The organism is Providencia alcalifaciens DSM 30120, assembly GCF_000173415.1.
Lineage (GTDB): Bacteria > Pseudomonadota > Gammaproteobacteria > Enterobacterales > Enterobacteriaceae > Providencia > Providencia alcalifaciens.
Genome location: NZ_ABXW01000062.1, coordinates 63861 through 89696, shown reverse-complemented (window position 1 = coordinate 89696; position 25836 = coordinate 63861). Strand labels below are relative to the sequence as shown.

Here is a 25836-nt window from a genome sequence, read left to right as displayed (position 1 = left end):
AAACGTGTCAGTGTTACTATACACAAATAAACACGCAAAGTAGTCTAACTGATTATTCGTTTTTACTACACCATTATCTCAGGAAAAACCTGTCTTAACAGACGAAAAAATGTGCTTTTTATTTGATCTAACGCACAGATTTATTGAAAAAATACTCAATTTGTTTACATAACATCCGAATTTAATTTAAGAGGCAATAACGATTTTTTATTCATCATGCCCACTAAGCCACTGAGTACTCTCAGCTATTTTATCAATTCAGCAAAAAATTATTGTTAACGACGTAACAAATCGTTAACTAACTAATGAATTTCATGTTATGCCATATACATCACAATTATTTCATGCTCTTACGCGTTAATCCATACTTAATAAGTGGGTAATACGTGTGTTTTATCACCTATTGAACAGAAATTTTGTTCACTTTTTTATCATCTCACTCTTAAGTAAAATATCGTACGACTAAAATTGACTTAAGTCTCTATTAACCACTTGATGAGTAAGGAGAGAAAATTGGCATTAAGATCATTTTGATAACAATCGAGAGGCAGCATTGCGCAGAGGAAAAAGCAATAAGTAAAAAATAAAAACGGCCGAATCAGATACACTGATCCAGCCGGATACACATAATACTGTTTTGCCACTTACCCTTGATAAAAAACCTATTTTATCGATAAGGACAAAGAGTGATCTTATTGACCACTGTTCTCTACTTGCTCAGCCGCAGGGGCTACTGCATAAGGGATTTTTTTGTTTTCAATCGCGCTAAAGACGGTAAGCACAAAATCTTTTTGCTCATCCGCATTTTTGTATAACCAGTATTGGATATCTGGTAAACGCGGTAAACCATCCGCTTCACTCAAAATACGAAGATCCGCATTTTGCATTTCCATTGGACGCGCCGTCACACCGACTTCAGCATTCACAGCAGCGCGAACAGCTGGCAATGATGCCGCTTCATACGCCACATGCCATGGTAAACCAGCCTCATCTAATGCATGAGTACATAATTTACGGTATGGGTTAGTTTCATCCATCACTACCAATGGAATCGGTTCATTTGGGCGTAACTGAAAATCTGGTGCACTGTGCCATAAAATAGGAACAGTTCTTAATGCAGTTTTCGGGTGTTGAGGAATACGGCTCGTCGTTAAGGCTAAATCAATTTCGTGGTTATCTAACATTGATTCAATAAACTGAGCACGTTTAATTCGAACTTCTACCGCGATACGTGGAAAAACGGAAGCGATACGGTTCAATAAAAATGGGAGTAAGATATCGACTGTGTCATCGGATGCTCCGATGCGTAATTCACCATCTGCATCGTTATACGTTAATGATGCCGTTGCATCATCATTGGCGCGTAGAATTTGTCTCGCATAACCGAGCAATTGTAAACCATGGGCAGTTAATAGCTTATTACGCCCGTGGCGTGCAAATAATTCACGACCAACTAATTGTTCTAAACGTTGCATCTGCTGACTAACAGCGGACTGAGTACGACATACTGCGGCAGCGGCAGCGGCGAAAGTGTTAAGATCAGCCACTGCGACAAATGTGCGTAGTAAGTCGAGATCTAAGTTCATTATGGGACGATTGGAATTTATCATCGTACATTCTCTTTATATAATTTTATGATACCTGGTGTTTCTGCTCTCCTCCGTGAGAATCAGCGAGTCTTAAAAATGATCCAACTTTTTGCATTTCTAATCCATAGATCTGCATTTATTGTATTCAAATACTCTACATTGCTATACCTATCTGATAATTAACTAAAGTTACTTTAATTATCTAAATAGCATTTTAAGTTTCTATCAATAAAGCGGGCGCTGATTAACAAAAAGCGTAATAAACCCGCAATAATTGAATAGGACTAAATAGTAACATATTTAATGTAGTTGCAATTATTTTAATGTAAGCTCTTTATGTAACATATGATGTAAATTAACAATTTTATTAATTATCAATACGCTAAACATTATAAACACGTTTCCATTAAGAATATTCTTATTAAAATAATCAATATTGCTAACAAAAAAAGCCAAAAACTATCAAAACCCCCCCGACCAATAGTTAAATTTATTTCTAGTTTAATGATTTAAGATTCAAACTTACAGAGTGATACAATTTTGACACGTTTGTCATAGCGTCATTTTTTTACTTTTCCACTCCAAAACAGCGATAATTATCAGAATTAGATTCCAACTTAACAACCACAACCAGAATCAACATCTAACTTATTCAATACTTTAAGATAGCATATATCTGATTCATGTCTAAACCAACCTTTTGCACCAAAAATTATCTAGCATCTTCAAAAGCTTCCGAGGGAGGAGTACAGTAGATAACAACGCCGGAAATCCCCTATCATCGCAAGCCCGTTAGGGTAATGAGAGAACCATGAACAACATACTGAAATCCAATAAGCTCGATAATGTCTGCTATGACATTCGTGGGCCAGTTTTAAAAGAAGCAAAGCGCTTAGAAGAAGAAGGCAATAAAGTCTTAAAACTGAATATTGGTAACCCGGCACCGTTTGGCTTTGAAGCACCTGATGAGATCCTCGTTGATGTCCTGCGCAATCTGCCAAGCTCGCAAGGTTACTGTGATTCAAAAGGCTTATATTCAGCGCGTAAGGCCATCGTACAACATTACCAAGCCCGTGATATTCACGATATGACGGTTGAAGATGTGTATATCGGTAACGGCGTTTCTGAACTTATCGTTCAAGCGATGCAAGCACTGCTTAATAATGGCGATGAAATGCTGGTGCCTGCTCCTGACTACCCACTTTGGACCGCAGCGGTTTCCTTATCGGGTGGTAACGCAGTGCACTATATGTGTGATGAACAGCAAGGCTGGATGCCTGATCTTGACGATATTCGTAAAAAAATCAGCCCACGCACCCGTGGTATTGTCATCATCAACCCGAATAACCCAACAGGGGCGGTGTACAGTAAAGAACTGCTGATGGAAATTGTCGAAATTGCCCGTCAACATAGCCTGATTATTTTCGCTGATGAAATCTACGATAAAATTCTGTATGACGATGCGCAGCACCACTCTATTGCAGCACTGGCACCTGATTTACTGACAGTCACGTTCAATGGGCTATCAAAAACCTATCGCGTTGCAGGTTTCCGCCAAGGATGGATGGCGATAAACGGCCCGAAAAAACACGCTAAAGGCTATATTGAAGGCTTAGAAATGTTGGCCTCTATGCGCTTGTGTGCAAACGTTCCGATGCAGCATGCTATCCAAACTGCGTTAGGCGGCTATCAAAGTATCAGTGAGTTTATCCAACCAGGTGGACGCTTATATGAACAGCGTAATCGTGCATGGGAATTGATTAATCAAATTCCAGGCGTCTCTTGTGTTAAACCACAAGGTGCCCTGTATATGTTCCCTAAAATTGATATTAAACGTTTTAATATTCACGATGACCAAAAAATGATCCTTGACTTATTACTACAAGAAAAAGTGCTATTAGTCCAAGGAACCGCATTTAACTGGCCAGAGCCTGACCATTTCCGTATCGTGACGCTACCTTATGCTGATGATTTAGAAATGGCTATCAATAAGTTTGGTCGTTTTTTAGAAAATTATCGCCAATAATATTGGCGGCTTGGTGAAAAATAAAAATAGCCCGATATGGGCTATTTTTATAACTGAAAATTTAATATCTAAATATGAGGCTCTTTATTGGATAATCAAATAATGGAAATTAAATAAACAGCCGCTAAGAAAAACAACACCAATATTACTGGGAAATATTTCATTTCATCCTCGATCAGTTTAATTATCTACCTCTCGATTATAGTGACTAAAAATATCAAATCAATTTATTATTGGATGATAACTTGTTTACTCTTGCACGTCTTATTTAGATAATTGAGTATGGACACTCTCAATTTAACTTTTTTATTTCATTCTTTTTTGATCATTTCATTGCATGATTATGAATCGAATATTAATTATAGCCAAACTTGATTCATACTGTCAGAACAACGATCTCCACTGTCTAGCACTGTGTAAATTCGTTTAGACTCGCCATTGACTCCAACAATTACATGCCCCTCCGTCGGAGTTCCCGTTTCATCAATAGAACAATCATACATAGGTTCTGAGCGATAACGTGTATTGTCTTGAGTCACAATGTCTAAAATCCAGTAATCTCGCGGCTTTCCAATACCCCTTTGATAAATAAACTCCATTGCATTTTTAATAATCGCCCCTTGAGGTACATCCTTTAGTTCAACAGTGGATGTTCGTAATGATAAGTGTGTAAGTTTCATCAATTTTAAGGGCTCTCCCCAAAAGTTCTCTAATGTAACCGTACCTTTTGCTGATAACGCGACTTCCATATAATCTCCTCGATGCTATTGGATTGATGCTTGGATAATTCATGGGAATTTTAATGCATTTCGTCCTATACTTAATTCATTTAAAACATTAGCTTTCATTAAGTTATATTCACTTATTCAAAATAGAAGTGCTTAATATTAAATATAAATTTACTTGTATCTGATGTATGATTTTCACATATGATTATTTCAATCAAGGAGGAATTATGAGTTATTTTTTTGCCCATCTTGCTAGAATGAAACTCATTCATCGCTGGCCCCTAATGCGTAATGTGCGTACTGAAAATGTGTCAGAGCACAGCCTACAAGTCGCGATGGTGGCACATGCACTCGCAATCATTAAAAACCGTAAATTTGATGGTAATGTTAACGCCGAAAAAATTGCACTATTCGCCATGTACCATGATGCAAGTGAAGTCATCACAGGTGATTTACCCACGCCAATTAAGTATCATAATCAGCAAATTGCCCATGAATACAAAAAAATAGAAAAATTCGCGCAGCAAAAATTACTGGATATGTTACCTGAAGAACTGCAAGAGGATTTTAAATGCTTGCTGGTGGAAGATCTTCAATCTGAGGAAGAACATTTTATTGTGAAACAGGCTGATACCTTATGCGCCTATTTAAAATGTTTAGAAGAACTATCTGCTGGCAATAGCGAATTTAAGCTCGCTAAAAAGCGCCTTGAAAAAATGCTCGCTGAGCGCAATAGCCCTGAAATGGAATATTTTATGAAAACGTTTGTCCCGAGTTTTACGCTTTCATTAGATGAAATCAGCCACTAACTAAACAAAATATAAGGAATGGCATATGCCATTCCTACTTTTAACATTCTGTTCAGCTTGATGTACACTTCCACTTACTCATCTACAATATCGTTTACTTAGATGTTCGTGATTTTTATCATAAAACATGATGAGTCATTCATGCTTTATTTTCAATTGAAACAGGATAATGGACGTATAAATTTTCAGATTCGCCATTGATGCCAAGAATCACTTTTCCTTCATCGGCTCTTGTCATCGAGCAATAAAATTTGCTCTTTGTATGATAGCGTTTTCCATCTTCTGTTGTTATATCTACATACCAGTGATTATAAGAATCCTCGGTATCTAGCTCGTAACTGAACCACATAATATTATCTATCTTTATTTTATCGGATATATCATGATAAATAGTATACGCCATTTTATTTCATTCTGAATTAAAGCTATTTATTATAAAACTTCAATCAATTCTGTCTTGCATCCTGATGATGATGAAAATGCGATATATAATGTTTTCGCCGTACCATTCACACCAATAATCGCATCTAAAGAATCATAGAAGGCATAAGAACAACGAAATCTATCTTTCGTTCTAAAAACTCGCCCACTTTTAGTATGCATGGTCATATCCCAATAGTCATACCGATCCAGCTGTCCCATCGCCGTTCGTATGAAAAACACTTTTTTTAGCTCTGTTCGATCTGCAATATTTGATAATTCAACTGTTGTTAACATATGTCTCGTTTTATCAATCATACCTGAAACATAATGTTCTAATCGAACAGAAACTAATTCTTCACCCCAATAGTTTTCGAAAGTACAAAAACCATCATTTCCATAAACTACTACTTTCTCTTTTGTTATTTCAGTATTCATTATTACCTCACCATAATTATCTGTTAATTTTAAGGATTGTTCCGGTAATAAAAATAACAATATTCTGCAGGTAGGCGGTAATGGATTAAATATTACGAATTGATCTTTATCATCATGGGCAGTAAGTTTTATTGAGTTTAATAGCGCCTTAATAAAGTAGGCGCTATTGATTTAATTAGAATGGGAACAAAATAGGGATCACAGCCACACTGATAAACATCACGATAATCGTAAAGGGAACACCCATCTTTAGAAAATCGGCAAACTTATAGCCACCAGGTCCGAGCACTAAAGTATTAACTGGGGAAGAAACCGGTGTCATGAATGCGGCGGATGCCGCGATACCAATGACCATAGCGAATGGCAGTGGCGAGACTTCCATTTGACGCGCTGCGGCAATCGCAATGGGTGCCATTAATACTGCGGTTGCCGTATTTGAGATAAATAACCCAATCGTTGCACAGAGTATAAATAAGCATACCAGCATTACATGCGGACCCAATCCTCCCGCGACCTTCATCAGTGCATCTACCGCCAGGGCTATCCCCCCGGTTTCCTGTAAAGCGATAGCGAATGGCATCATACCAACAATCAAAATAATGCTCGGCCAGTGAATCGATTTGTACGCGCTTTCCATATCAATACAGCGAAATTTCCCCATTAATAAGCAGGCAATTAACGCTGCAATAAAGTTAGGGATTTCATTGGTAACCATCATCGCTACCATGAGCGCAAGGCAAAATAACGCATGAGGGGCTTGCGAAGCAGCTGGGGCTACCGCCTCAACTTCAGCGGCTAAGTTCAATACAATAAAATTACGCGGTTTGGTCGATAGAATACGAATCAATTTCCAATCACCGATGACCAGCAAAATATCCCCTAAGCGCAGAGGCTCATCCACTAGTTTGCCATCAAGGGCCTTTCCATCGCGGCGTATCCCCACGACGTTTAAACCATATCGGGTACGAAATTTAATCTCTCGTAAACTTCTACCCAATAATTCTGAGTCTGGGTTCATAGACACTTCCGCCATCCCCACATCCCTTGATTGTTCGGAAAAATAATCTCCACGCAAGATCATTGGCTCAAGGAGTTGTTCACTACAAAATTGACGCAGCTCATCGTCAGTCACTGAAATATCAATCAGCAAAACATCGCGCTCGCGTAGCTCAGTCCCCCCCGTTGCACTCACCATCACACGACGAAACTTGCGCCAGCGTTCAATCCCTACCACGTTCGCGCCGTAACGGGAACGCAAATGAAGTTCATCAAGCGTGTGTCCAATCAGTGAAGACCCTTTACGAATAGCTAACCGACGGGCACGCCCCGCCAGTTTATAATCGCGGATCAAATCACGGAAACTACGCTGATATTTTACGGGTTGTTTATCGGGTTCATTGCTTCCTAGCCAGCGACGAGTCAGCCACATATAACCAATGCCCGCCAATAAAATGAGGAGTCCAATCGGGGTAATTGAGAAAAATTGAAAACTGGGTAGCCCTTCACGAACTAATTCGCTATTCACGACCATATTGGGTGGCGTAGCGACTAACGTCATCATGCCACTGATCAGACCGGCAAAGCCTAATGGCATCATTAATCGACTAGGGGATGTTTTCATCCGTGCAGCAACACTGAGCACGACGGGAATGAAGATGGCGACAACGCCAGTAGAACTCATGAATGCACCGAGTCCCGCCACCGTCATCATTAAAAAGACAAGCATTTTACTTTCGCTGCTGCCTGCAACTCGGACGAGCCACTCCCCCATTTGGTAGGCAATTCCGGTACGAACCAGACCATCTCCGATGACAAACAGAGCGGCAATCAATAAAACGTTAGGATCCGCAAAACCCGCGGTTGCCTGCTGTAATGTCAATGTATCACTCAATACAAATGCAACAATGACTAATAAGGCAACCACATCCATGCGGATTTTATTGGTCGTAAATAGAACAACCGCGATCAATAGTAGGGTTAATACCCACAGCAATTCTCCGTTCAAAATATCCCCTTTCGACGAAAAAAAACAGGCTAAAGATTTTAGTTAGTTAACCATGTTTTTAAGAGGATTTCTTTGATTAGATCGTAATTAGGCGTTTTTCGATACGAAAAGCTCAAAATAGCCGTTATTGTCAGGTCCAGTCACGGAGATTTGCTCTAATGTACTAATAATCGCAGAGATTTCATCTCGTCGAAGCATACCTTCTGGTGCATGAACAGCAATCACTTGGCAACCTGCACTTAGCGCAGAATGAATACCCGCGGGCGCATCTTCGAAAGCGATGCAGTCTTCAGGTGAGAGAGACAGGCTTTTCGCCCCTAATTGGAAAGGTTCTGGGTCTGGTTTACCTTTAGAGACTTTTTCAAAAGTGACCCAATGTTTAGGTTCAGGCAAGCCGGCGGCGGCTCGGCGTCCGTGAGCGATTGGCACTGTTCCTGATGTCACAATCGCCCAAGGCGCACCTAATTTATTCAGTGAAGATAACAGCGCTATTGCCCCTGGCAGCGCAACAACGCCGTCCATATCTTCACTTTCCATTTTTTCTAACCAACGAAAATGGCTTTGTAGCTCTTCTTCGCTTGCATTAGGTAAAAAATGACGCAATGTCGTCATCGCAGGTTTTCCATGGATATAATCGATAATTGCTTGCTTATCCTCACCAATTCTATCGCCAAATAAACACCAACAGCGCTCAACAACAGCGAGTGAATCCGCCAATGTTCCATCGAGATCGAATAAAAAACCTTTTGCTTTTAACTTCACATTGAACCCTTTTATTTACCTAATGCAAATATGCTCTGTGTTTTTACCTAAAATACGGTTACGCATTTAAAATCTGAGAAATCTCGACCGCTGAAAGATGATATTGACGAGGGCAAGCTTGCCAAATTTTCAGCATTCTTAAATATTTATCCCACATTGGCGTTTGAGAGTTAAAACCGTGAGTACCGCTGTCAAAGTGCGTATAACGCCCTTCGGTATTCACCATAAAGCGTACATAGCTCAGATAACGAGCCTCTGTCGCCGCATCAAAACCTAAAAATTGCACACGGCGCTCATCCACACCATGTTTATCTTCCATGTTGCCGTAGGAAACCTGCAATGCATGGTACATTTCCATCACATCAATGACAGTACGGCACGTTTGTTCACTCAACTCACCAAAATCTCTATCCAGTTCGCGCATTTGCAAACCGAATCCACGCTCAACTATCGTTTGAAGACGACGGTAACGCTCTGCGTTATCAGGGTCTAGCATGGTCATCATTTTATATTGATTGGATATAATTAAGCGTTCAGCGTTGGTCATTTCCATCACAGCTCTCCATAAATAATTTACTGCCATCTTCGCATTCAATGTTAATAATGCACAGATGAAATATCATTTTTATTGATCTAAACAACTATTTTGTATTAGTTATTGTTAAATAGAGCTTTGTTGTTAGACCTGACTTTAATTAGGATCAAAAATAATGTTAGATATCTTCCATAAAAGTGTGATCTAACTGCTTGAACGCTTTTTTCAATAATTCGGCTAGCGCCAGATAGTCCGGCTGTTGTTCGATAGGCGCCATTGCAATTCCCGCTTCAGTAAATTTATCGCGGATTTCATAAAACCAACTCAATAACCCTGCAGGTAATGGCGTAACAGCACGTTTGCCTAACCACCATAACCCTTGCATTGGCAAGCTACAGGCGAATAGCGCTGTGGCAACCGCAGGTCCTAACTGCCCACCTAAGGCGATTTGCCAAGCGAGCGTAAATATTGCAATTGGCGGCATGAAGCGGATCCCAAACCGGATCGCTTTATTGATACGTAGCTCAGGAAACAGCGGTGTTAGCTTTTTTTCCATAGGAAAAACCTTCAGATAGTGATTCCCTAATCTGAATCGTTTAAAAAAACCTGGAGGGGTACTTTGTATTGTGCTCATCAATAAATTTCCTACTACCATCACAAAAACAATATCAATCTTCGGCTAGCTTACGTCAAATTGAGTATGAACGCACACTCAGTTTTTAAGTTCATTTTCACAAATTTAGCTTTAATCCAGCTAACTTAAATGAAACCCACTATTCTAGTGAATGCATAACTTACCGCTATAACTACACTTTATATGGCATTTATGATTTTAATCAACCAAACGCCCTATTTTTAAAAAAACATATAAAATATAAAATAGTTTTAGTAGAATCGACCGCAATTAGAATGACTACCGGGCTATGTTGCTTAATAGTTCTCTTTAATAAGTAAACAACAGTGATATATTGGGGCTCTGCACGTTATTTCAACACGATGCCGTGACTTATTTTTCACAGTTATTTAACAGCATTACGTAACGTTTGCTACAGAAAACCCTGTAAAATTATCGACCCATGTTCTTTTTTGCACATATCATGATATCAATCATGAATTGGTCGGATATAAATACGCTAGGCTCTAGCGACTTACATTTTTCAACTAAGTCTGTGTGTCCTGATAACGGGCTTCACAACATCAACTAAGATAGGTATTTCCATGTCAAGTAAGCTGGTACTGGTTTTAAACTGCGGTAGCTCCTCACTGAAATTTGCAATCATCGATCCGACTAATGGAGATGAATTTCTATCAGGTTTAGCTGAATGTTTTAATTTGCCTGAAGCTCGTATTAAATGGAAAATGGACGGCGAAAAACATGAGGCGCCTTTAGGCGCGGGTGCTGCGCATAGCGAAGCATTAAATTTCATCGTGAATACTATTCTTGCGGCGAAACCTGAACTGTCTGCTCAAATTTCGTCTATCGGTCACCGTATTGTTCACGGCGGCGAAAAATTCACGTCTTCTGTGGTGATCGACGATGAAGTCATCGCAGGTATTAAAGCGGCAATCCCATTTGCACCTTTACACAACCCTGCTCACCTGATTGGTATTGAAGAAGCAAGAAAATCCTTCCCTCACCTGATCGGTAAAAACGTCGCTGTATTCGATACTGCATTCCATCAGACAATGCCTGAAGAAGCTTATCTGTATGCACTGCCATACGAATTATACTCAGAGCACAGCATTCGTCGTTATGGCGCACACGGAACTAGCCACTACTATGTTTCTCGTGAAGCAGCGAAAAAACTGAACAAACCAGTTGATGAACTGAACGTTATCACTTGCCATTTAGGTAATGGTGGTTCAGTATCAGCAATCGTAAACGGTAAATGTGTTGATACATCAATGGGTTTAACTCCATTAGAAGGCTTAGTAATGGGTACTCGTAGCGGCGATATCGACCCTGCGATTATTTTCCATTTACATGATTCATTAGGCATGAGCGTTGACCAAATCAACAAAATGCTGACGAAAGAGTCTGGCTTACTAGGCTTAACGGGTGTGACTAGCGACTGCCGTTATGTTGAAGATAACTATGGCACCAAAGCAGATGCAACCCGCGCAATGGATGTATTTTGCCACCGTTTAGCGAAATATGTTGGTGCGTACAGTGCGCTGATGGAAGGACGCCTTGATGCGATTATCTTCACTGGTGGTATCGGTGAAAACTCCGCACAAGTTCGTGAAATCACATTGAAGAAATTAGCTATTCTTGGTTTCGAATATGACCACGAGCGCAACTTAGCGGCACGTTTCGGTAAAGAAGGTGTCATCACCACCGATAACAGCCGCCCAGCACTGGTTATCCCAACGAATGAAGAGTTGGTGATTGCCCAAGATGCTGCACGCTTAACAGCATAAAGACTTTCTTGCCGCCAGCCTTATGCTGGCGGTACTGCTTTAGAGTAACCAAAAAACGAGGTTCCCGTGTCCCGTACAATTATGCTAATTCCTACTGGCACCAGCGTTGGTTTAACCAGCGTCAGTCTGGGTGTCGTTCGCTCAATGGAACAAAAAGGTGTCCAGCTGAGCGTATTTAAACCAATCGCACAACCACGCGTTTCAGGTAATAAAGACCAAACCACCGAAGTTTTACGTTCACACTCCAGCATCACGACCATTGTTGAACCTTTAACAATGGAATATGTTGAATCTCTTCTGACATCATCTAAAAAAGATATTTTGATGGAAGAGATTGTGGCTCGCTACCACGAGCACACCAAAGATGCAGAAGTCATCCTGATCGAAGGTTTAGTCCCAACGCGCAAGCACTCTTTTGCTCAATCATTGAACTACGAAATTGCGAAAACCTTAGGCGCAGAAATTGTTTTCGTTACCGCGCCAGGCAACAGCTCAATTCAGCAAATGCAAGAACGTTTAGAGCTGGTTCGTAACGAGTTCGGTGGTCAACGTAATGAAAATATCATCGGGGTTATCGTTAATAAAGTTAACGCACCTGTTGATGATCAAGGTCGTACTCGCCCTGACCTGTCTGAAATTTTCGACGATTCGACCAAAGCGACGGTGGCTAACATCGATGCGAAAGCGCTCGAATGTTTGAATCTGCCAGTATTAGCGACGATCCCTTGGAACTTTGACCTGATTGCCACCCGTGCAATCGATATGGCAAAACACTTAAATGCACAAGTAGTTAACGAAGGTGAAATCAACACTCGCCGCGTTAAATCAGTAACCTTCTGCGCACGTAGCATTCCACACATGCTGGAACACTTCCGCCCAGGTTCACTGTTAGTGACTTCCGCAGACCGCCCTGACGTACTGGTTTCAGCCTCTTTAGCCGCAATGAACGGTGTAGAAATCGGGGCTATCTTATTAACAGGCGGCTATGATATCGATGCACCTATTCGCAAACTTTGTGAACAAGCATTCGAAACGGGCTTACCTGTGTTTATGGTGAACAGCAACACATGGCAAACTTCGCTGAATCTGCAAAGCTTCAGTCTTGAAGTACCTGCTGATGACCATGAGCGTATCGAGAAAATTCAAAACTATGTGGCTCGCCACATTAGCAGTAACTGGATTGAATCTCTGGTTGCTGATTCTGAACGTCCAAACCGTCTGTCTCCTCCAGCGTTCCGTTATCAGTTAACTGAACTGGCTCGTAAAGCAGGCAAACGTATCGTCCTGCCTGAAGGTGATGAGCCACGTACCGTTAAAGCGGCATCGATTTGTGCTGAACGTGGTATCGCGACCTGCGTATTGTTAGGTAATCCTGATGATATCCGCCGTGTTGCAGCATCTCAAGGTATCGAATTAGGCGCTGGTATCGAAATCGTTGACCCAATTAAAGTTCGCGAAGAATATGTTGCGCGTTTAGTTGAGCTGCGTAAGAGCAAGGGCATGACCGAAGTGGTTGCTCGTGAACAATTGGAAGATAACGTTGTTCTGGGTACATTGATGCTAGAAAAAGGTGAAGTAGATGGACTGGTTTCTGGTGCGGTTCATACCACAGCAAACACCATTCGCCCACCATTACAGTTAATCAAAACTGCACCAGGTAGCTCATTAGTCTCTTCTGTATTCTTTATGCTGCTGCCAGAACAAGTCTTTGTTTATGGTGACTGTGCAATTAACCCAGATCCAACTGCTGAGCAACTGTCTGAAATCGCGATCCAATCTGCCGATTCAGCAAAAGCCTTTGGTATTGAACCTCGTGTTGCGATGATTTCATACTCAACGGGTAATTCCGGTGCGGGTAGTGATGTTGAAAAAGTTCGTGAAGCAACGCGCTTAGCACAAGAAAAACGCCCAGATCTGATGATTGATGGTCCGTTACAGTACGACGCGGCGGTTATGGCTGATGTAGCAAAATCTAAAGCGCCAAACTCACCTGTTGCGGGTAAAGCCACTGTATTCATCTTCCCTGACTTGAACACCGGTAACACCACTTATAAAGCCGTACAACGTTCTGCGGACTTAGTCTCTATCGGTCCAATGCTGCAAGGTATGCGTAAACCAGTTAACGACTTATCTCGTGGTGCTCTGGTAGACGATATCGTTTATACCGTTGCACTGACAGCAATTCAAGCTGCACAAAACGAAAACGCATAATTTTCGTTATTAGGCATTACGTTAAAAGGTCAATCAGGAAACTGATTGACCTTTGTTTTTTCATCGCTATATGAAAATAACATTTTCCCTTTTTCATATCATGATCCTCTATATTTTCACAAGAATATTGAGGATGGTTATGATTATCCCCCAAAGAGTCAGTGTTAAGTTTAAACAGATAAAATTAACTGACCATTTTAAAGATACTGCTAAAAATGAGTTTTCCCGTAATATAATCGGCATTAAAAATATTCAAGAAGCCGAAAAAGGTGTTTGTTATGGATTAACACATGCTTTCTTATTTTATGCTCATGCAAATGATGAAAAAACATATATAAAAAATCTGGCGCGCGCATTAAATAAAACACATAACGCCAAGGGAAACATTCGCCATTATCACACTTTTTTAAATGACGCTTTTTGTCAAATAATTGATAGACAAAAATTAATTGATTATAGTCTACATATTGACCACGCCATAAAAAATTTTGATTTTTCAAATGACAGCAATGAGTTAAAACAAAGAAATATGCTTAATTCTATCAATGCAGTACTTTTTAAAAACGGTGCTTTATTACTGAATAATATAGGGGAAGATAATGCTATTAATTTAAAAAAATTATTACATCAATTATATTTTTATACCTATTCCACATCAAAAAATACCAAGAAGAACGTATTAAAAGGAAAAAGTCATTTTGAACTTAATTTAATGAAACTAACAGCTCGAGAAATTAAGAAAAAATGTTCTAATTTTACACTAACTGATTTATCACAGATCGGCATTAAACCGTTTTTTGAACTGGTTAAAAATCACCAGAAAAAAATCATTAAGCATCAAATAACACAAAGAAATAACCAATATAATATAAGGTATGACACCTATACGATTATTGATAATAATGTAAAATTAAACCCACAAAATTATATAACCTTTGAAGAATTTAAACAGCGAATTAATAATCGACTACAACAACAAAAGGATACCATTTGTGATTTTCTAACGAAAGATCATGCTATGGGGATTACGATTAAACATATCAACAATAAAATCATATTCAAGTTCTTTGAACCTAATAAAGGCCTTTATATCACAGAGAAGAAGAAAAATTTTTTTAGTCTCATTGAAAAAATAATATCTCAGCAAGAATGCTTAGTTAATGCTCGACATGAGAAAATCATCGAGGTTAATACCTCCTACGCCGATAAACTTCATCAATATCCGCTGCCGAATAAAATCAACAAGCCAAAATTTTATAAATCATAAAATATAAAAGGACTACCAAGGTAGTCCTTTCTTCTCATATCCGAGCTTACTCTGGGCTGGAACAGCTAATCGCTTTATCCGCTTCATTATTGCGCGTTAACCATAATGACAGTGCTTTAAGTGAATCAGGCGTGAATTCATCGCAACGTGCTGTAATCTCTTTTGGCGTTAGCCAGCTCACCTCAACCACTTCGCTTTCTTGTAATGCGAAAGGACCATGACTCACACAACTAAACAACCCACCCCATACTCGGCAGATTTCGTTTTCATAATAGAAGGTACCATGTTCCGCAAAAGGAACACCCGCAATGCCCAGCTCCTCTTCAGCTTCGCGCTTAGCTGATTCAAGAATATTTTCATCTTGCATCACTACGCCCCCAGCGGTTGCATCCAAAAGTCCAGGGTAAAAATCTTTAATGTCAGTTCTTCTTTGCACCAAAATTTTACCCATACCGTCATGTACCACGATATACGTTGCGCGATGACGTAAATTTTCAGCCCGCATTTGGCGACGGGTTGCTTGAGCTATCACATTATTATCTTCGTCAACAATATCCACCCACTCGACGAATTCGGTCTGTTGTTCCATCCTGAAAACCTTATTTAACTTGCCCAACGAAATACTTTGATACAAGGTATTCTTTTCACTTATACGTTGCAAGGGATCCTAAGCAAATTTGTGCTTTGTCTCCCCCATAAAAATCAACACATCCCTTTAAGATATAGCACAAAATTCTTTTTTTTGAACCGTTAACTGAAACCCAACAATTCTTATTTGCAAATGCTATAGTTAACTCAAACTAGATGGTAAAAATCGGATTATTTAGAGCGTTATAACGCTTTAAATAGAGGGGATAAAAATGAGAATACTAATAACAGGCGGAACAGGGTTAATTGGTACCCAACTGGTTCAAGCGTTAGTGATGCATTCACATCAGGTCACGGTATTAAGTCGCTCACCACAAAAAGTATACAGTCTATTTTGTAAAGCGGTTGAATGCTGGACAACCCTCAGCGATAGAAAAAATCTCAACGAATTTGATGCAGTCATCAACCTTGCCGGTGAACCCATCGCAGAAAAACGCTGGACGACCGCACAAAAACAAATCCTCTGTGAAAGTCGCTGGAAAATAACCCAACAGTTAACGGATTTGATTAAAGCCAGTGAAACCCCACCGAATGTATTTCTTTCTGGATCTGCTGTTGGCTATTACGGTGATCAAGGTCAGTCTGTAGTGACTGAATCAGACCAACCCCATGACGAATTTACCCATCAGTTAGCTGCACGCTGGGAAGCCATTGCCCTCGAAGCCCAATCAAGCAAAACGCGCGTTTGCCTATTGCGTACTGGATTAGTTTTATCCCCTAAAGGTGGTCTACTCGCCAAAATTCTGCCTATTTTCAAAATGGGGGCAGGTGGACCGATTGGTCATGGAAAGCAATATATGCCGTGGATCCACATTAACGATATGGTAAAAGCGATTTTGTTTTTAATGGAAACACCGGATTTATCAGGTCCGTTTAATATGACGTCGCCTTATCCTGTCCATAATGACCAATTTGCTGCCATGATGGGAGATGTACTCAATCGCCCTTCTTTCGTGCGCACGCCCGCTTTCGCCGTAAGAGGCGTGCTTGGTGAATCTGCCACTTTATTATTAGGGGGACAGCAAGCCATTCCAAAACGCTTAGAAGAGGCTGGCTTTGCATTTGAATTTATTGAACTGAGAATTGCTTTGGAAGATTTATTAACACCAACACCGTGATTATTTAGCGCCCTGCCAACGGGTGAACAAATCATGGTCGAGCTGAATATCAAACTGGTCAAGTACGCGATTCACGGTTTGATCGACAATATCTTGAATAGATTGAGGCTGATGATAAAACGCAGGCATTGGGGGCATAATCACGGCACCTATTTCAGCGGCTTGAACGAGCAATTTTAAATGCCCTAAATGCAGTGGCGTTTCCCGTACCCCTAACACCAGTTTTTTCCCTTCTTTTAATACGACGTCTGCCGCACGGGTTACTAATGTGTCTGTATAGCTGTGTACGATGCCTGAAAGCGTTTTCATAGTACAAGGCATGATTACCATACCCGCAGTGCGAAATGAGCCTGAGGAAATTGCAGCGGCGATATCGCGGCTATCATAAACATGGTCAGCAAGTTGTTGAACATCTTTCACACTGAAATCGGTCTCCAGCGCGAGAGTTTGACGTGCTGCCGCACTCATCACTAGGTGGGTTTCCACATCTTTCACAGGTTTAAGCACTTCCAGCAATCGAATACCGTAGATTGCCCCACTCGCTCCCGTTAACCCAATGATAAGTTTTTTCATGCTCAACCCCAATTCACGTAATTTCCTGCATTATATACCAAATATCGTGAAGAAGTGAGAGAGAGGCAAGGTGTAGAGGTCAGTATAGTAAAAATACAGAGCAAAACTTTACTCACGGAATAAGTGGGTATAAATAAAGGAATGAAGGAAACATGAGTGAAAGGTAATTCAGACTAACTTCATTTTCAGCTTAGTTTTAGATTTAATCCTCTAAATAATTCATGCTGTAGCTAGGCGGCAAGTTAGCTAATCCCTAGGAGCATACACAGGTATGTGACTAGGGTTAGCTAATACAGCCAACAACGCTACAGCGTGAAGTATGGCGAGGCTCCCCGAAAATTTAGCCTTCGTTGTATATCTCTAAATCCTCAACATCACTCTGATCTTTCAACTTTAACTCATCGTCCTTACGCAGATTTTCCAGATAATTTAAATAACTTTGGTCAATATCTTTCGTCACGTAAATGCCGTCAAATACGGAACATTCAAATTCATTAATTTCTGGGTTTTCTTCACGAACTGCGTCCACGAGGTCGCTGAGATCTTGGAAGATTAAGCCATCTGCACCAATCAATTTTCGAATTTCATCGACTTCACGACCGTGTGCAATCAGTTCATTCGCATTTGGCATGTCGATGCCGTATACGTTCGGGAAACGTACTTCTGGCGCAGCGGAAGCAAAATACACATTCTTCGCACCAGCTTCGCGGGCTAATTCCACTATTTGCTCAGATGTGGTCCCGCGCACAATCGAATCATCCACCAGCAGAACGTTTTTATCACGGAACTCAGCACGGTTTGCATTCAGCTTACGCCGTACTGATTTACGACGTTCTTGCTGCCCTGGCATGATAAACGTGCGCCCAACATAACGGTTTTTCACAAACCCTTGACGGTATGGTTTATCTAAGATGTGTGCGATTTCCAAGGCGATATCGCAAGAGGTTTCTGGGATTGGGATCACGACATCAATATGCAGATCTTCCCACTCTCGTGCAATTTTAGCCCCCAACTTTTGCCCCATGCGCAATCTTGCGTTATACACCGAGATTTTATCAATAAAGGAATCTTGGCGAGCAAAATAAACATATTCAAAAATACACGGCGTCAGTTGTGGATTCTCTGCACATTGGCGAGTAAATAATTTACCATCTTCAGTGACATACACGGCTTCACCGGGTGCGACATCACGAAGGAATTCAAAGCCTAACGTGTCTAATGCCACACTTTCAGATGCCACCATATATTCGTGTTCGCCAGTTGCCAAAATACGGCGACCGAGAACTAATGGACGAATGCCATATGGGTCACGAAATGCCACCATCCCGTGACCAATAATCAATGCCACACAGGCATAAGCACCACGGATTTTTTTGTGCATTGACGCGACGGCACTAAAAATGTTGTCAGGTTCGAGAGGAAAATGGTCAAACTTATCTAATTCATGCGCTAATACATTTAGCAGAATTTCGGAGTCTGAGGTGGTATTCACATGGCGACGCGCTGTTTCAAATAGGCTACGAGTCAGTTCGTGAGCATTTGTCAGGTTACCATTATGTGCAAGGGTGATACCAAAAGGAGAGTTAACGTAAAAAGGCTGAGCTTCAGATGCACTTGAGCTACCCGCTGTAGGATAACGTACATGTCCTATGCCCATTGAACCTTGAAGTCGCAACATATGGCGAGTTTCAAAGACATCTTTTACTAAACCATTTGCTTTACGCAAACGGATATTGTTTTTACCATCGATGGTCGCAATACCCGCTGCATCTTGCCCACGATGCTGTAGCACCGTCAACGCATCATAAATTGATTGGTTTACCGGTGAAACACCGGCGATACCGACAATACCGCACATTTAGTCTTTCCTCATCAGCCAGACGGAGAAATATTCTCCGGTAGGAAACTTGACGCATTTTGCAGGTAGTCAAAGAACCACCTAATAATATGACTGAACTGTGGAATAAGCTGTGAACGATGCCAATCCTCACTTTGAGGAAGCGGAGTAAATGTATCGAGAAAGAACAATAGCGCCGATACAATTAATACCCCACGCAACGCACCGAAGCAAATCCCCAGTACACGATCTGTACCCGATAATCCGGTTTTTTGTACCAGTGAGCTAATCACATAATTCACTACCGCACCTACAATCAGGGTTGCAATGAATAATGCCGCAATGGCAATACCGTTACGAACCAAAATATCCTCAAAGTTCGTAAAATAGCTCGCCAAGTAGGGATAAAACGTACTTGCAACGAAGAACGCACAACCCCATGTGATTAACGATAATGCCTCACGTACAAATCCACGAATCAGGCTTACCAGTGCCGAGAAGCCAATAATGGCGATAATTGTGTAATCAATCCAGACCATATTTCATTCCAAAATTCGCATTCACGTCAGCGGCGAATGCATTCTAACAGAAAACGAAAACGTTTGCGTAACCATTTTTTATTGAATTTAAAAAAATCAGCGGCGAAAAGAAAAAATCATAATCGCCGCAGTAAGTTACTAAATACCCTTATTTTTTAGGGATAATCCAATGTCATTTTAAGGCTTAAACGCTTGAATAATCCCTTTTGTACCTGTTATCGCATTAAGTTCAGGTAATGCAGATTCAAGTTTCTGCCTTGATGCCTCAGGGCCTACATAAATACGGGTTAATTTATTGTTCACCGGTTTTGCTGGCACCGTATAAACCTGATACCCCGACAATCTCAGTTTAGCCACTATTTCCTCAACCTTACTCGCATTATTTAGCGCGATAACTTGTACCACATACGCTTTGCCTTGAGGTTCTTGCTTAGGCTCCGGCTTAGGTTCAGGTTTTGGTTCAGGTTTTGACTCTACTTTTGGTTTAGGTTTAGGCTCAGGTTTAGGTTCCGGCTTTGGCTCCACTCGCGGTTTTTCAGGTGCAACATTTGTCGGAATCGCGCTCCCATTTTGAGCGCCATTATTTTGATTTGTCACACTTTGATTTGCACTGTTTGCGGCTACTGGCGGCTGTTCACTTTGCTTTTGCTCGGTGATAGCTTCCGATAACATCGCTTCAGAAGTTCCTTCTGAAGAAGCCGTTGATGCACTGTGTGTAATCGGTGCAATCGACTCAATATCTTCTTCATCACCCGGTTTGGGAATAATCGGAATGGCTGCAAATTCATTTTCATTGTATTTCTTATCGCCATCCAGTAGCCCGGGCAGCACAATGACCCCCGCAGCGACTAATACAATGGCGCCAGCAAGACGATTCTGGAATTTACTAGCCACTGACTTTATCCTTCTGTTTTCTCTAATAGCATCATGACGTGTGCTACTGTATGGAATGATCCACACACGACAATCACATCTTGTGGTTTCGCATCCACGCAGGCTTGTCGCCAAGCGGCTTCCACTGAATCAAATTCGTGAGCACCATCAATATGTTTGCTAAGTTCAGTCACATCCGCACCACGAAATTCTCTTAGCGGCGCAAGATACCAATCTGTAACTTGTTGGGATAAACAGGTTAATGTACCTTGAATATCTTTATCCCCTAGCATGCCTACTACCGCACGAATTCGACGACCTTCTCGCCTCGGTAATTGTGCGAGTTTGGAAACTAAGTAACCTGCAGCGTGCGGATTATGCGCCACATCTAAAATCATTAACGGGTTTTCGCCAATGATTTGGAAACGCCCCGGTAACTGAGCGGTACTTAAGCCTTGGTGAATCGCTTTGTTGGTTATTTTCTGCGCTAATACAGGGTCAATCTCCATCAAGCAGCTGATCACCCCCATTGCCGTTGCCGCATTGGCTAATGGCACATTCGGTAAGGGTAAATCTTCCCATGAACGCTGTGGGCTTTCCCATGACCAATGATCTGCATACTCTTGATAATGCCAATCTTTGCCACGCCGAAATAACATTGTGCCGATTTTGTCAGCATAAGCACCAATGGCGTCAGGCATGTCAGGTTCACCCACTACACCATAGTGACCTTGACGGAAAATACCCGCTTTCTCATGACCAATATGTTCGCGGTCAGAGCCTAGCCAATCTGTATGATCGAGAGCAATACTGGTGATAGCTGCGATATCCGCGTCCACCACATTCGTAGCATCAAGACGACCACCTAGGCCCACCTCGAGGATCACAATATCCAACTCAGCTTGCTTAAATAATTGTAGTGCAGCTAAGGTGCCATATTCAAAGTAGGTTAACGAAATATTTCCACGCTGCGCTTCAATGGTTGCAAACGCTTGGCAGAACGCATTTTCAGTCAGTTCTTTACCTTGGATACGAACACGTTCAGTGTAGCGAACTAAATGGGGAGAACTATACACACCCACTTTCAAGCCCGCCGCCATTAAAATAGCTTCAAGGGTATGGCATGTTGTGCCTTTCCCATTGGTTCCAGTAACGGTAATGACGCGCGGAGCAGGTTGGGTTAAATTCATTTGACGGGCAGCTTGCCCTACTCGCTCCAACCCCATATCGATATTTTGGCTATGCAGGTCGGTGAGATAAGAAAGCCAAGCCTCCAAAGGAGACTTGGCTGTAGGAATGATTAGATTACTCATCATCTTTTTTATGTTTAGACCCTTTTGCGTTTTCTGTTCCATCGACAGCGTCAGCAAGATCAATTTCCACATCAACAACTTCAACAACCAGTGTTGGCGCAGTATTCGGACTTGGTTTATTCGTTAACATCGCTAATACATCAGCCAGACGGTCACGCATATCTTGGCGACGTACGATCATGTCAATTGCCCCTTTTTCCAACAAGAACTCACTGCGTTGGAAACCTTGAGGTAATTTTTCACGTACTGTTTGCTCAATAACGCGAGGTCCTGCAAAACCGATCAAGGCTTTAGGTTCAGCAACGTTGATATCACCTAACATGGCTAAACTTGCAGAAACACCACCCATAGTTGGGTCGGTCAGTACAGAAATATACGGCAACCCGCGCTCTTGCATTTTTGCCAATGCCGCACTGGTTTTTGCCATTTGCATCAACGATAACAGCGCTTCTTGCATACGTGCGCCGCCACTTGCAGAGAAACACACTAATGGGCAGTTATCTTCCAGAGCCTGTTCTACAGCACGGACAAAACGTGCACCCACTACCGATGCCATTGAACCACCCATAAAGGAGAATTCAAACGCTGCGGCAACGATAGGCATCTCTTTGAGTGTCCCTTTCATAACAACGATAGCGTCTTTTTCGCCCGTTTGTTTTTGTGCTGCGCTAATTCTATCTTTGTATTTTTTAGAATCACGGAATTTGAGCACATCCTTTGGCTCTAATTCGCTACCTAATTCCGTTGTTGAGTTTTCATCAAGGAAGGATTCAAGGCGTTGACGAGCATGAATACGCATATGGTGGTCACATTTCGGACACACTTGTAAGTTACGCTCAAGCTCAGCGCCATAAAGTACTTGCCCACAGCTATCACATTTAGTCCAAACACCTTCAGGAATGTTTGCTTTATGGGATGGGGTTGAAGTACCTTTTTTTAAAATTTTCTCAATCCAGCTCATTAATGGACCTTTTCGTCTGATTGCACTCTGACAAGACTCCAAGTAATACCAATCACTGAATATCAGGGATGGTGATATAAGGAGTATCTATCAGTATGTTATTTTTTGCCATTAAACCACAATGATATCTCACTGTAGATAAAAACTTTTTTCAAACCGATTATTGGTTATCGTTTTTTTGCGTCGCCGCACTGTTTTCTTTTGCTACTGCATTTTTTTCTTTTGCAGCAGCACGACGGTGGCGAATAATTTCAATGACACCCGGTAGAATTGAAATAAAGATAATCGCGACTATCAGTAATTTCAAATTCTTTTGTACTATCGGCAAATCACCGAATAAATACCCTGCATATGTAAAGAGTAACACCCATAATAACGCACCTGTCACATTATAAAAGGCAAAATGACGGTAAGACATTTTTCCCATACCCGCAACGAAAGGCGCGAAAGTTCTCACGATTGGGACAAAACGCGCCAAGATAATCGCTTTTCCACCGTGTTTTTCATAAAACTCATGGGTTTTATCTAAATAGCTACGACGGAAAATTTTTGAGTTTGGATTTTGAAATAGCTTTTCACCAAAGATACGACCGATGGTGTAGTTCACTGCATCACCAATAATTGCCGCAATAATCATCAACAGTACCATGACGTGTACGTTTAAATCATTACTTGGCAATGCTGCTATTGCACCCGCAACAAATAATAATGAATCCCCTGGGAGGAAAGGCGTCACCACCAACCCCGTCTCGCAGAATAAGATCAGGAATAAAATACCGTAGACCCAAACACCATATTGGGCGACCAATTCCGCAAGATGCACATCAATATGCAAAATAAAATCAATGATAAAACTGATAAACTCCATGGGGTTCCTCATGTGGAGATTTATATTAACGACATTTATAGTAGATCACCTGCAAGAAATAGTGGTCCCATCACATTCTGTGGCAGGTCAAATTTTTCAGGATAATCCACGCTCACTAAATACAGTCCTTCCGCTTTGGCTGTTGCCGCTGCTTTCGTTCTATCTTTTAATTCCAGAAGATGTGCCATCCAATCAATATCTTGATTTCCGCAACCAATCTCCAACAAACTGCCAACAATGTTTCTCACCATATGGTGCACAAACGCGTTAGCTTTAATGTCCACAACTACATAGTTTCCGTGACGCGTCACATTAACGTGCATCACATTACGCCAAGGAGTTTTGGACTGGCATTGGACTGCTCTGAATGAGGTAAAATCACGCTCACCCAGTAGAGCTTGTGCCGCTTGGTGCATACGCTTCTCATCAAGGGGAAAATGAAAATGCGTTACGCCATTCGATAAAATGGCAGGACGATAACGATGATTAAAAATAACATAGCGGTATCGGCGCGCTGTTGCACTAAAACGCGCATGAAATTCATCATCCACTGGCTTACACCAACGAACCGCAATATCATCCGGAAGATGGGTATTCGTGCCCATCGTCCATGCGGCCTCTTTACGAATGGCAGAAGTTTCAAAATGCACAACTTGCCCAGTCGCGTGAACGCCTGCATCCGTACGTCCGGCGCAATTAACACTGATTGGCTCAGCCGCAATTTTCGATAGCGCAGCTTCAAGGCAGCCCTGTACACTTTGCACTTCTTGCTGACGTTGCCAACCGTAATAACGACTGCCGTTATATTCAATCCCGAGAGCAATACGATGCAGTTTTGGGGATTCCGACATCAGTAGTACAGCTCCTGAGCCAGTTTTTCTGCTGTCTCAACTGCCATCAGTGCACCGCCAAAACGTACGTTATCCGCGACTGACCAGAACTGTAAAACTTCCGGCATACCATAGTCATTACGAATACAACCTATGCTTAAAAAGTCATTGCCTGATGCATCAGTCACTTGAGTTGGATAATCACCCTCTTCTGAGACCTGAATATCATCAAAACGTTCAAACTCTTCACTCGCTTCTTCTGCGCTGACTGGACGTAACGTTTCTAAATGCACAACTTGTGCATTACCGTAGAAAACAGGTGATTGAATAAAACTCACCGCCACAGGTAAACCGTCGTCTTGCAGCACTTTACGCACCTGCTCAACTAAACGGCGCTCATGCACAACACTGCCTTCAGCATCCGCTAATAATGGCAACATGTTAAATGCCAGCTGCTTACTAAAGCGTCCCTCTTCAGCAGGAATACCATTGAGTAAACGCGCGCTCTGACCAGCCAATTCATCCACCGCAGCCTTGCCGTAAGCTGACATAGACAGCATGTTAGTCAGGGTAATACGCCCTAATCCTGCCGCTTCAACCAATGGTTTAATTGACGTTAATAACTGACTAACATAGCTATCTGCGACAGAAATAATATTACGATTGCGATAATCGGCTAAAACTTGCGGGTTAACGCCTGGCACCACTAAAGGTACATCCGGCTCTAATGCAAAAACGCCGCTGTTATCGATAACGATACAGCCTTCTTGCGCCGCGACTTCAGCATACTGTACCGTAGCAGCTTCACCTGCTGCAAAAAAGGCGATCTGTGCCTGCGACCAATCAAAGTCAGCCACGTTTTGCACTTGATAACTTTTACCGTTGAAGCGAATGCTCTCTCCTGCACTACGCTCACTGGCTAGTAAATAAAGCTCACCAACGGGAAACTCTCTTTCTTGAAGTAGGGAAAGAATGCCTTCACCCACTGCACCTGTTGCCCCAAGTAATGCGATATTCCAACCTTCTGTCATGGTTTTTCCTCTAAAAAAATCAAAGTGAAACAAG

Annotated in this window: 24 protein-coding genes; 6 read left to right on the top strand and 18 right to left on the bottom strand. The window is 41.6% G+C overall.

Features of this window, described 5'->3' with window-relative positions; translation table 11 throughout:
• Positions 1-692: 692 nt before the first annotated feature.
• A complete protein-coding gene (locus PROVALCAL_RS15565) occupies positions 693-1610 on the bottom strand; it encodes a LysR family transcriptional regulator (RefSeq protein WP_006661364.1) in 918 nt (305 codons plus the stop codon).
• Positions 1611-2400: 790 nt separating this feature from the next.
• Between PROVALCAL_RS15565 and PROVALCAL_RS15560 the strand changes: the two genes are divergently transcribed.
• On the top strand, positions 2401-3615 hold the full coding sequence (locus PROVALCAL_RS15560; RefSeq protein ID WP_006660281.1) for a pyridoxal phosphate-dependent aminotransferase: 1215 nt from the start codon (positions 2401-2403) through the stop codon (positions 3613-3615).
• Positions 3616-3974: 359 nt separating this feature from the next.
• On the opposite strand, the gene PROVALCAL_RS15555 is transcribed toward PROVALCAL_RS15560, so the two are convergent.
• Entirely contained in the window at positions 3975-4364 is a 390-nt protein-coding gene (locus PROVALCAL_RS15555; protein ID WP_006660280.1) for a hypothetical protein, read from the bottom strand.
• Positions 4365-4570: 206 nt separating this feature from the next.
• Between PROVALCAL_RS15555 and yfbR the strand changes: the two genes are divergently transcribed.
• Positions 4571-5152, top strand: coding sequence for a 5'-deoxynucleotidase (gene yfbR, locus PROVALCAL_RS15550; protein WP_036978907.1), 582 nt, complete (start codon positions 4571-4573; stop codon positions 5150-5152).
• A 139-nt stretch (positions 5153-5291) separates the two neighbouring features.
• Here the strand turns inward: yfbR and PROVALCAL_RS15545 are convergent, their stop codons facing one another.
• The 6 genes from PROVALCAL_RS15545 to yfbV form a co-directional block, all read right to left on the bottom strand.
• Positions 5292-5555: a hypothetical protein gene (locus PROVALCAL_RS15545; protein WP_006660278.1), complete on the bottom strand. Its 264-nt coding sequence runs from the start codon at positions 5553-5555 to the stop codon at positions 5292-5294.
• Between the two features lie 29 nt (positions 5556-5584).
• Positions 5585-6010 (bottom strand): hypothetical protein, encoded by a 426-nt coding sequence (locus tag PROVALCAL_RS15540; RefSeq protein ID WP_006660277.1) that lies wholly within the window; start codon positions 6008-6010, stop codon positions 5585-5587.
• Positions 6011-6185: 175 nt separating this feature from the next.
• Positions 6186-8015, bottom strand: coding sequence for an SLC13 family permease (locus PROVALCAL_RS15535; RefSeq protein WP_006660276.1), 1830 nt, complete (start codon positions 8013-8015; stop codon positions 6186-6188).
• A gap of 87 nt (positions 8016-8102) precedes the next feature.
• A complete protein-coding gene (locus PROVALCAL_RS15530) occupies positions 8103-8777 on the bottom strand; it encodes a sugar phosphatase (protein WP_006660275.1) in 675 nt (224 codons plus the stop codon).
• A 58-nt stretch (positions 8778-8835) separates the two neighbouring features.
• Complete coding sequence (locus PROVALCAL_RS15525) at positions 8836-9330, bottom strand: YfbU family protein (protein ID WP_006661359.1); 495 nt, start codon at positions 9328-9330, stop codon at positions 8836-8838.
• Between the two features lie 160 nt (positions 9331-9490).
• Positions 9491-9946: a terminus macrodomain insulation protein YfbV gene (gene yfbV, locus PROVALCAL_RS15520; protein ID WP_006661358.1), complete on the bottom strand. Its 456-nt coding sequence runs from the start codon at positions 9944-9946 to the stop codon at positions 9491-9493.
• A gap of 584 nt (positions 9947-10530) precedes the next feature.
• Between yfbV and ackA the strand changes: the two genes are divergently transcribed.
• From ackA to PROVALCAL_RS15505, 3 genes are all read left to right on the top strand, one after another.
• Positions 10531-11733 (top strand): acetate kinase, encoded by a 1203-nt coding sequence (ackA, locus tag PROVALCAL_RS15515; RefSeq protein WP_006660272.1) that lies wholly within the window; start codon positions 10531-10533, stop codon positions 11731-11733.
• 66 nt (positions 11734-11799) lie between these two features.
• Positions 11800-13944: a phosphate acetyltransferase gene (gene pta / locus PROVALCAL_RS15510; RefSeq protein ID WP_006661357.1), complete on the top strand. Its 2145-nt coding sequence runs from the start codon at positions 11800-11802 to the stop codon at positions 13942-13944.
• A 139-nt stretch (positions 13945-14083) separates the two neighbouring features.
• Positions 14084-15211 carry a hypothetical protein gene (locus PROVALCAL_RS15505; RefSeq protein WP_117584527.1) on the top strand — a complete coding sequence of 376 codons (1128 nt, stop codon included), beginning with the start codon at positions 14084-14086 and terminating at the stop codon, positions 15209-15211.
• Between the two features lie 46 nt (positions 15212-15257).
• On the opposite strand, the gene yfcD is transcribed toward PROVALCAL_RS15505, so the two are convergent.
• The gene (yfcD, locus tag PROVALCAL_RS15500) at positions 15258-15800 is read right to left on the bottom strand and encodes an NUDIX hydrolase YfcD (RefSeq protein WP_006660269.1); all 543 of its coding nucleotides are present in this window, start codon (positions 15798-15800) and stop codon (positions 15258-15260) included.
• Positions 15801-16071: 271 nt separating this feature from the next.
• Here yfcD and PROVALCAL_RS15495 point away from each other — a divergent pair, with 271 nt between their 5' ends.
• Positions 16072-16977 (top strand): TIGR01777 family oxidoreductase, encoded by a 906-nt coding sequence (locus PROVALCAL_RS15495; RefSeq protein WP_006660268.1) that lies wholly within the window; start codon positions 16072-16074, stop codon positions 16975-16977.
• Here PROVALCAL_RS15495 and PROVALCAL_RS15490 read toward each other — a convergent pair whose 3' ends face one another.
• The 9 genes from PROVALCAL_RS15490 to PROVALCAL_RS15450 form a co-directional block, all read right to left on the bottom strand.
• On the bottom strand, positions 16978-17550 hold the full coding sequence (locus PROVALCAL_RS15490) for a UbiX family flavin prenyltransferase (protein ID WP_006660267.1): 573 nt from the start codon (positions 17548-17550) through the stop codon (positions 16978-16980).
• A 340-nt stretch (positions 17551-17890) separates the two neighbouring features.
• Positions 17891-19408, bottom strand: a complete 1518-nt coding sequence (gene purF, locus PROVALCAL_RS15485) for an amidophosphoribosyltransferase (protein ID WP_006660266.1) — start codon at positions 19406-19408, stop codon at positions 17891-17893.
• Between the two features lie 14 nt (positions 19409-19422).
• Complete coding sequence (gene cvpA, locus PROVALCAL_RS15480) at positions 19423-19926, bottom strand: colicin V production protein (protein ID WP_006660265.1); 504 nt, start codon at positions 19924-19926, stop codon at positions 19423-19425.
• Positions 19927-20103: 177 nt separating this feature from the next.
• Positions 20104-20820, bottom strand: a complete 717-nt coding sequence (gene dedD, locus PROVALCAL_RS15475; RefSeq protein WP_006660263.1) for a cell division protein DedD — start codon at positions 20818-20820, stop codon at positions 20104-20106.
• A 5-nt stretch (positions 20821-20825) separates the two neighbouring features.
• Entirely contained in the window at positions 20826-22115 is a 1290-nt protein-coding gene (gene folC / locus PROVALCAL_RS15470; RefSeq protein WP_036966151.1) for a bifunctional tetrahydrofolate synthase/dihydrofolate synthase, read from the bottom strand.
• Complete coding sequence (gene accD, locus PROVALCAL_RS15465; RefSeq protein ID WP_006660261.1) at positions 22105-23073, bottom strand: acetyl-CoA carboxylase, carboxyltransferase subunit beta; 969 nt, start codon at positions 23071-23073, stop codon at positions 22105-22107. The genes folC and accD overlap by 11 nt, the downstream gene beginning before the upstream one ends.
• A 160-nt stretch (positions 23074-23233) precedes the next feature.
• Positions 23234-23941: a DedA family protein gene (locus tag PROVALCAL_RS15460; protein WP_006661352.1), complete on the bottom strand. Its 708-nt coding sequence runs from the start codon at positions 23939-23941 to the stop codon at positions 23234-23236.
• A gap of 35 nt (positions 23942-23976) precedes the next feature.
• On the bottom strand, positions 23977-24792 hold the full coding sequence (gene truA, locus PROVALCAL_RS15455) for a tRNA pseudouridine(38-40) synthase TruA (protein WP_006660259.1): 816 nt from the start codon (positions 24790-24792) through the stop codon (positions 23977-23979).
• Positions 24792-25802, bottom strand: coding sequence for an aspartate-semialdehyde dehydrogenase (locus PROVALCAL_RS15450; RefSeq protein WP_006660258.1), 1011 nt, complete (start codon positions 25800-25802; stop codon positions 24792-24794). The genes truA and PROVALCAL_RS15450 overlap by 1 nt, the downstream gene beginning before the upstream one ends.
• Between the last annotated feature and the right edge of the window lie 34 nt (positions 25803-25836).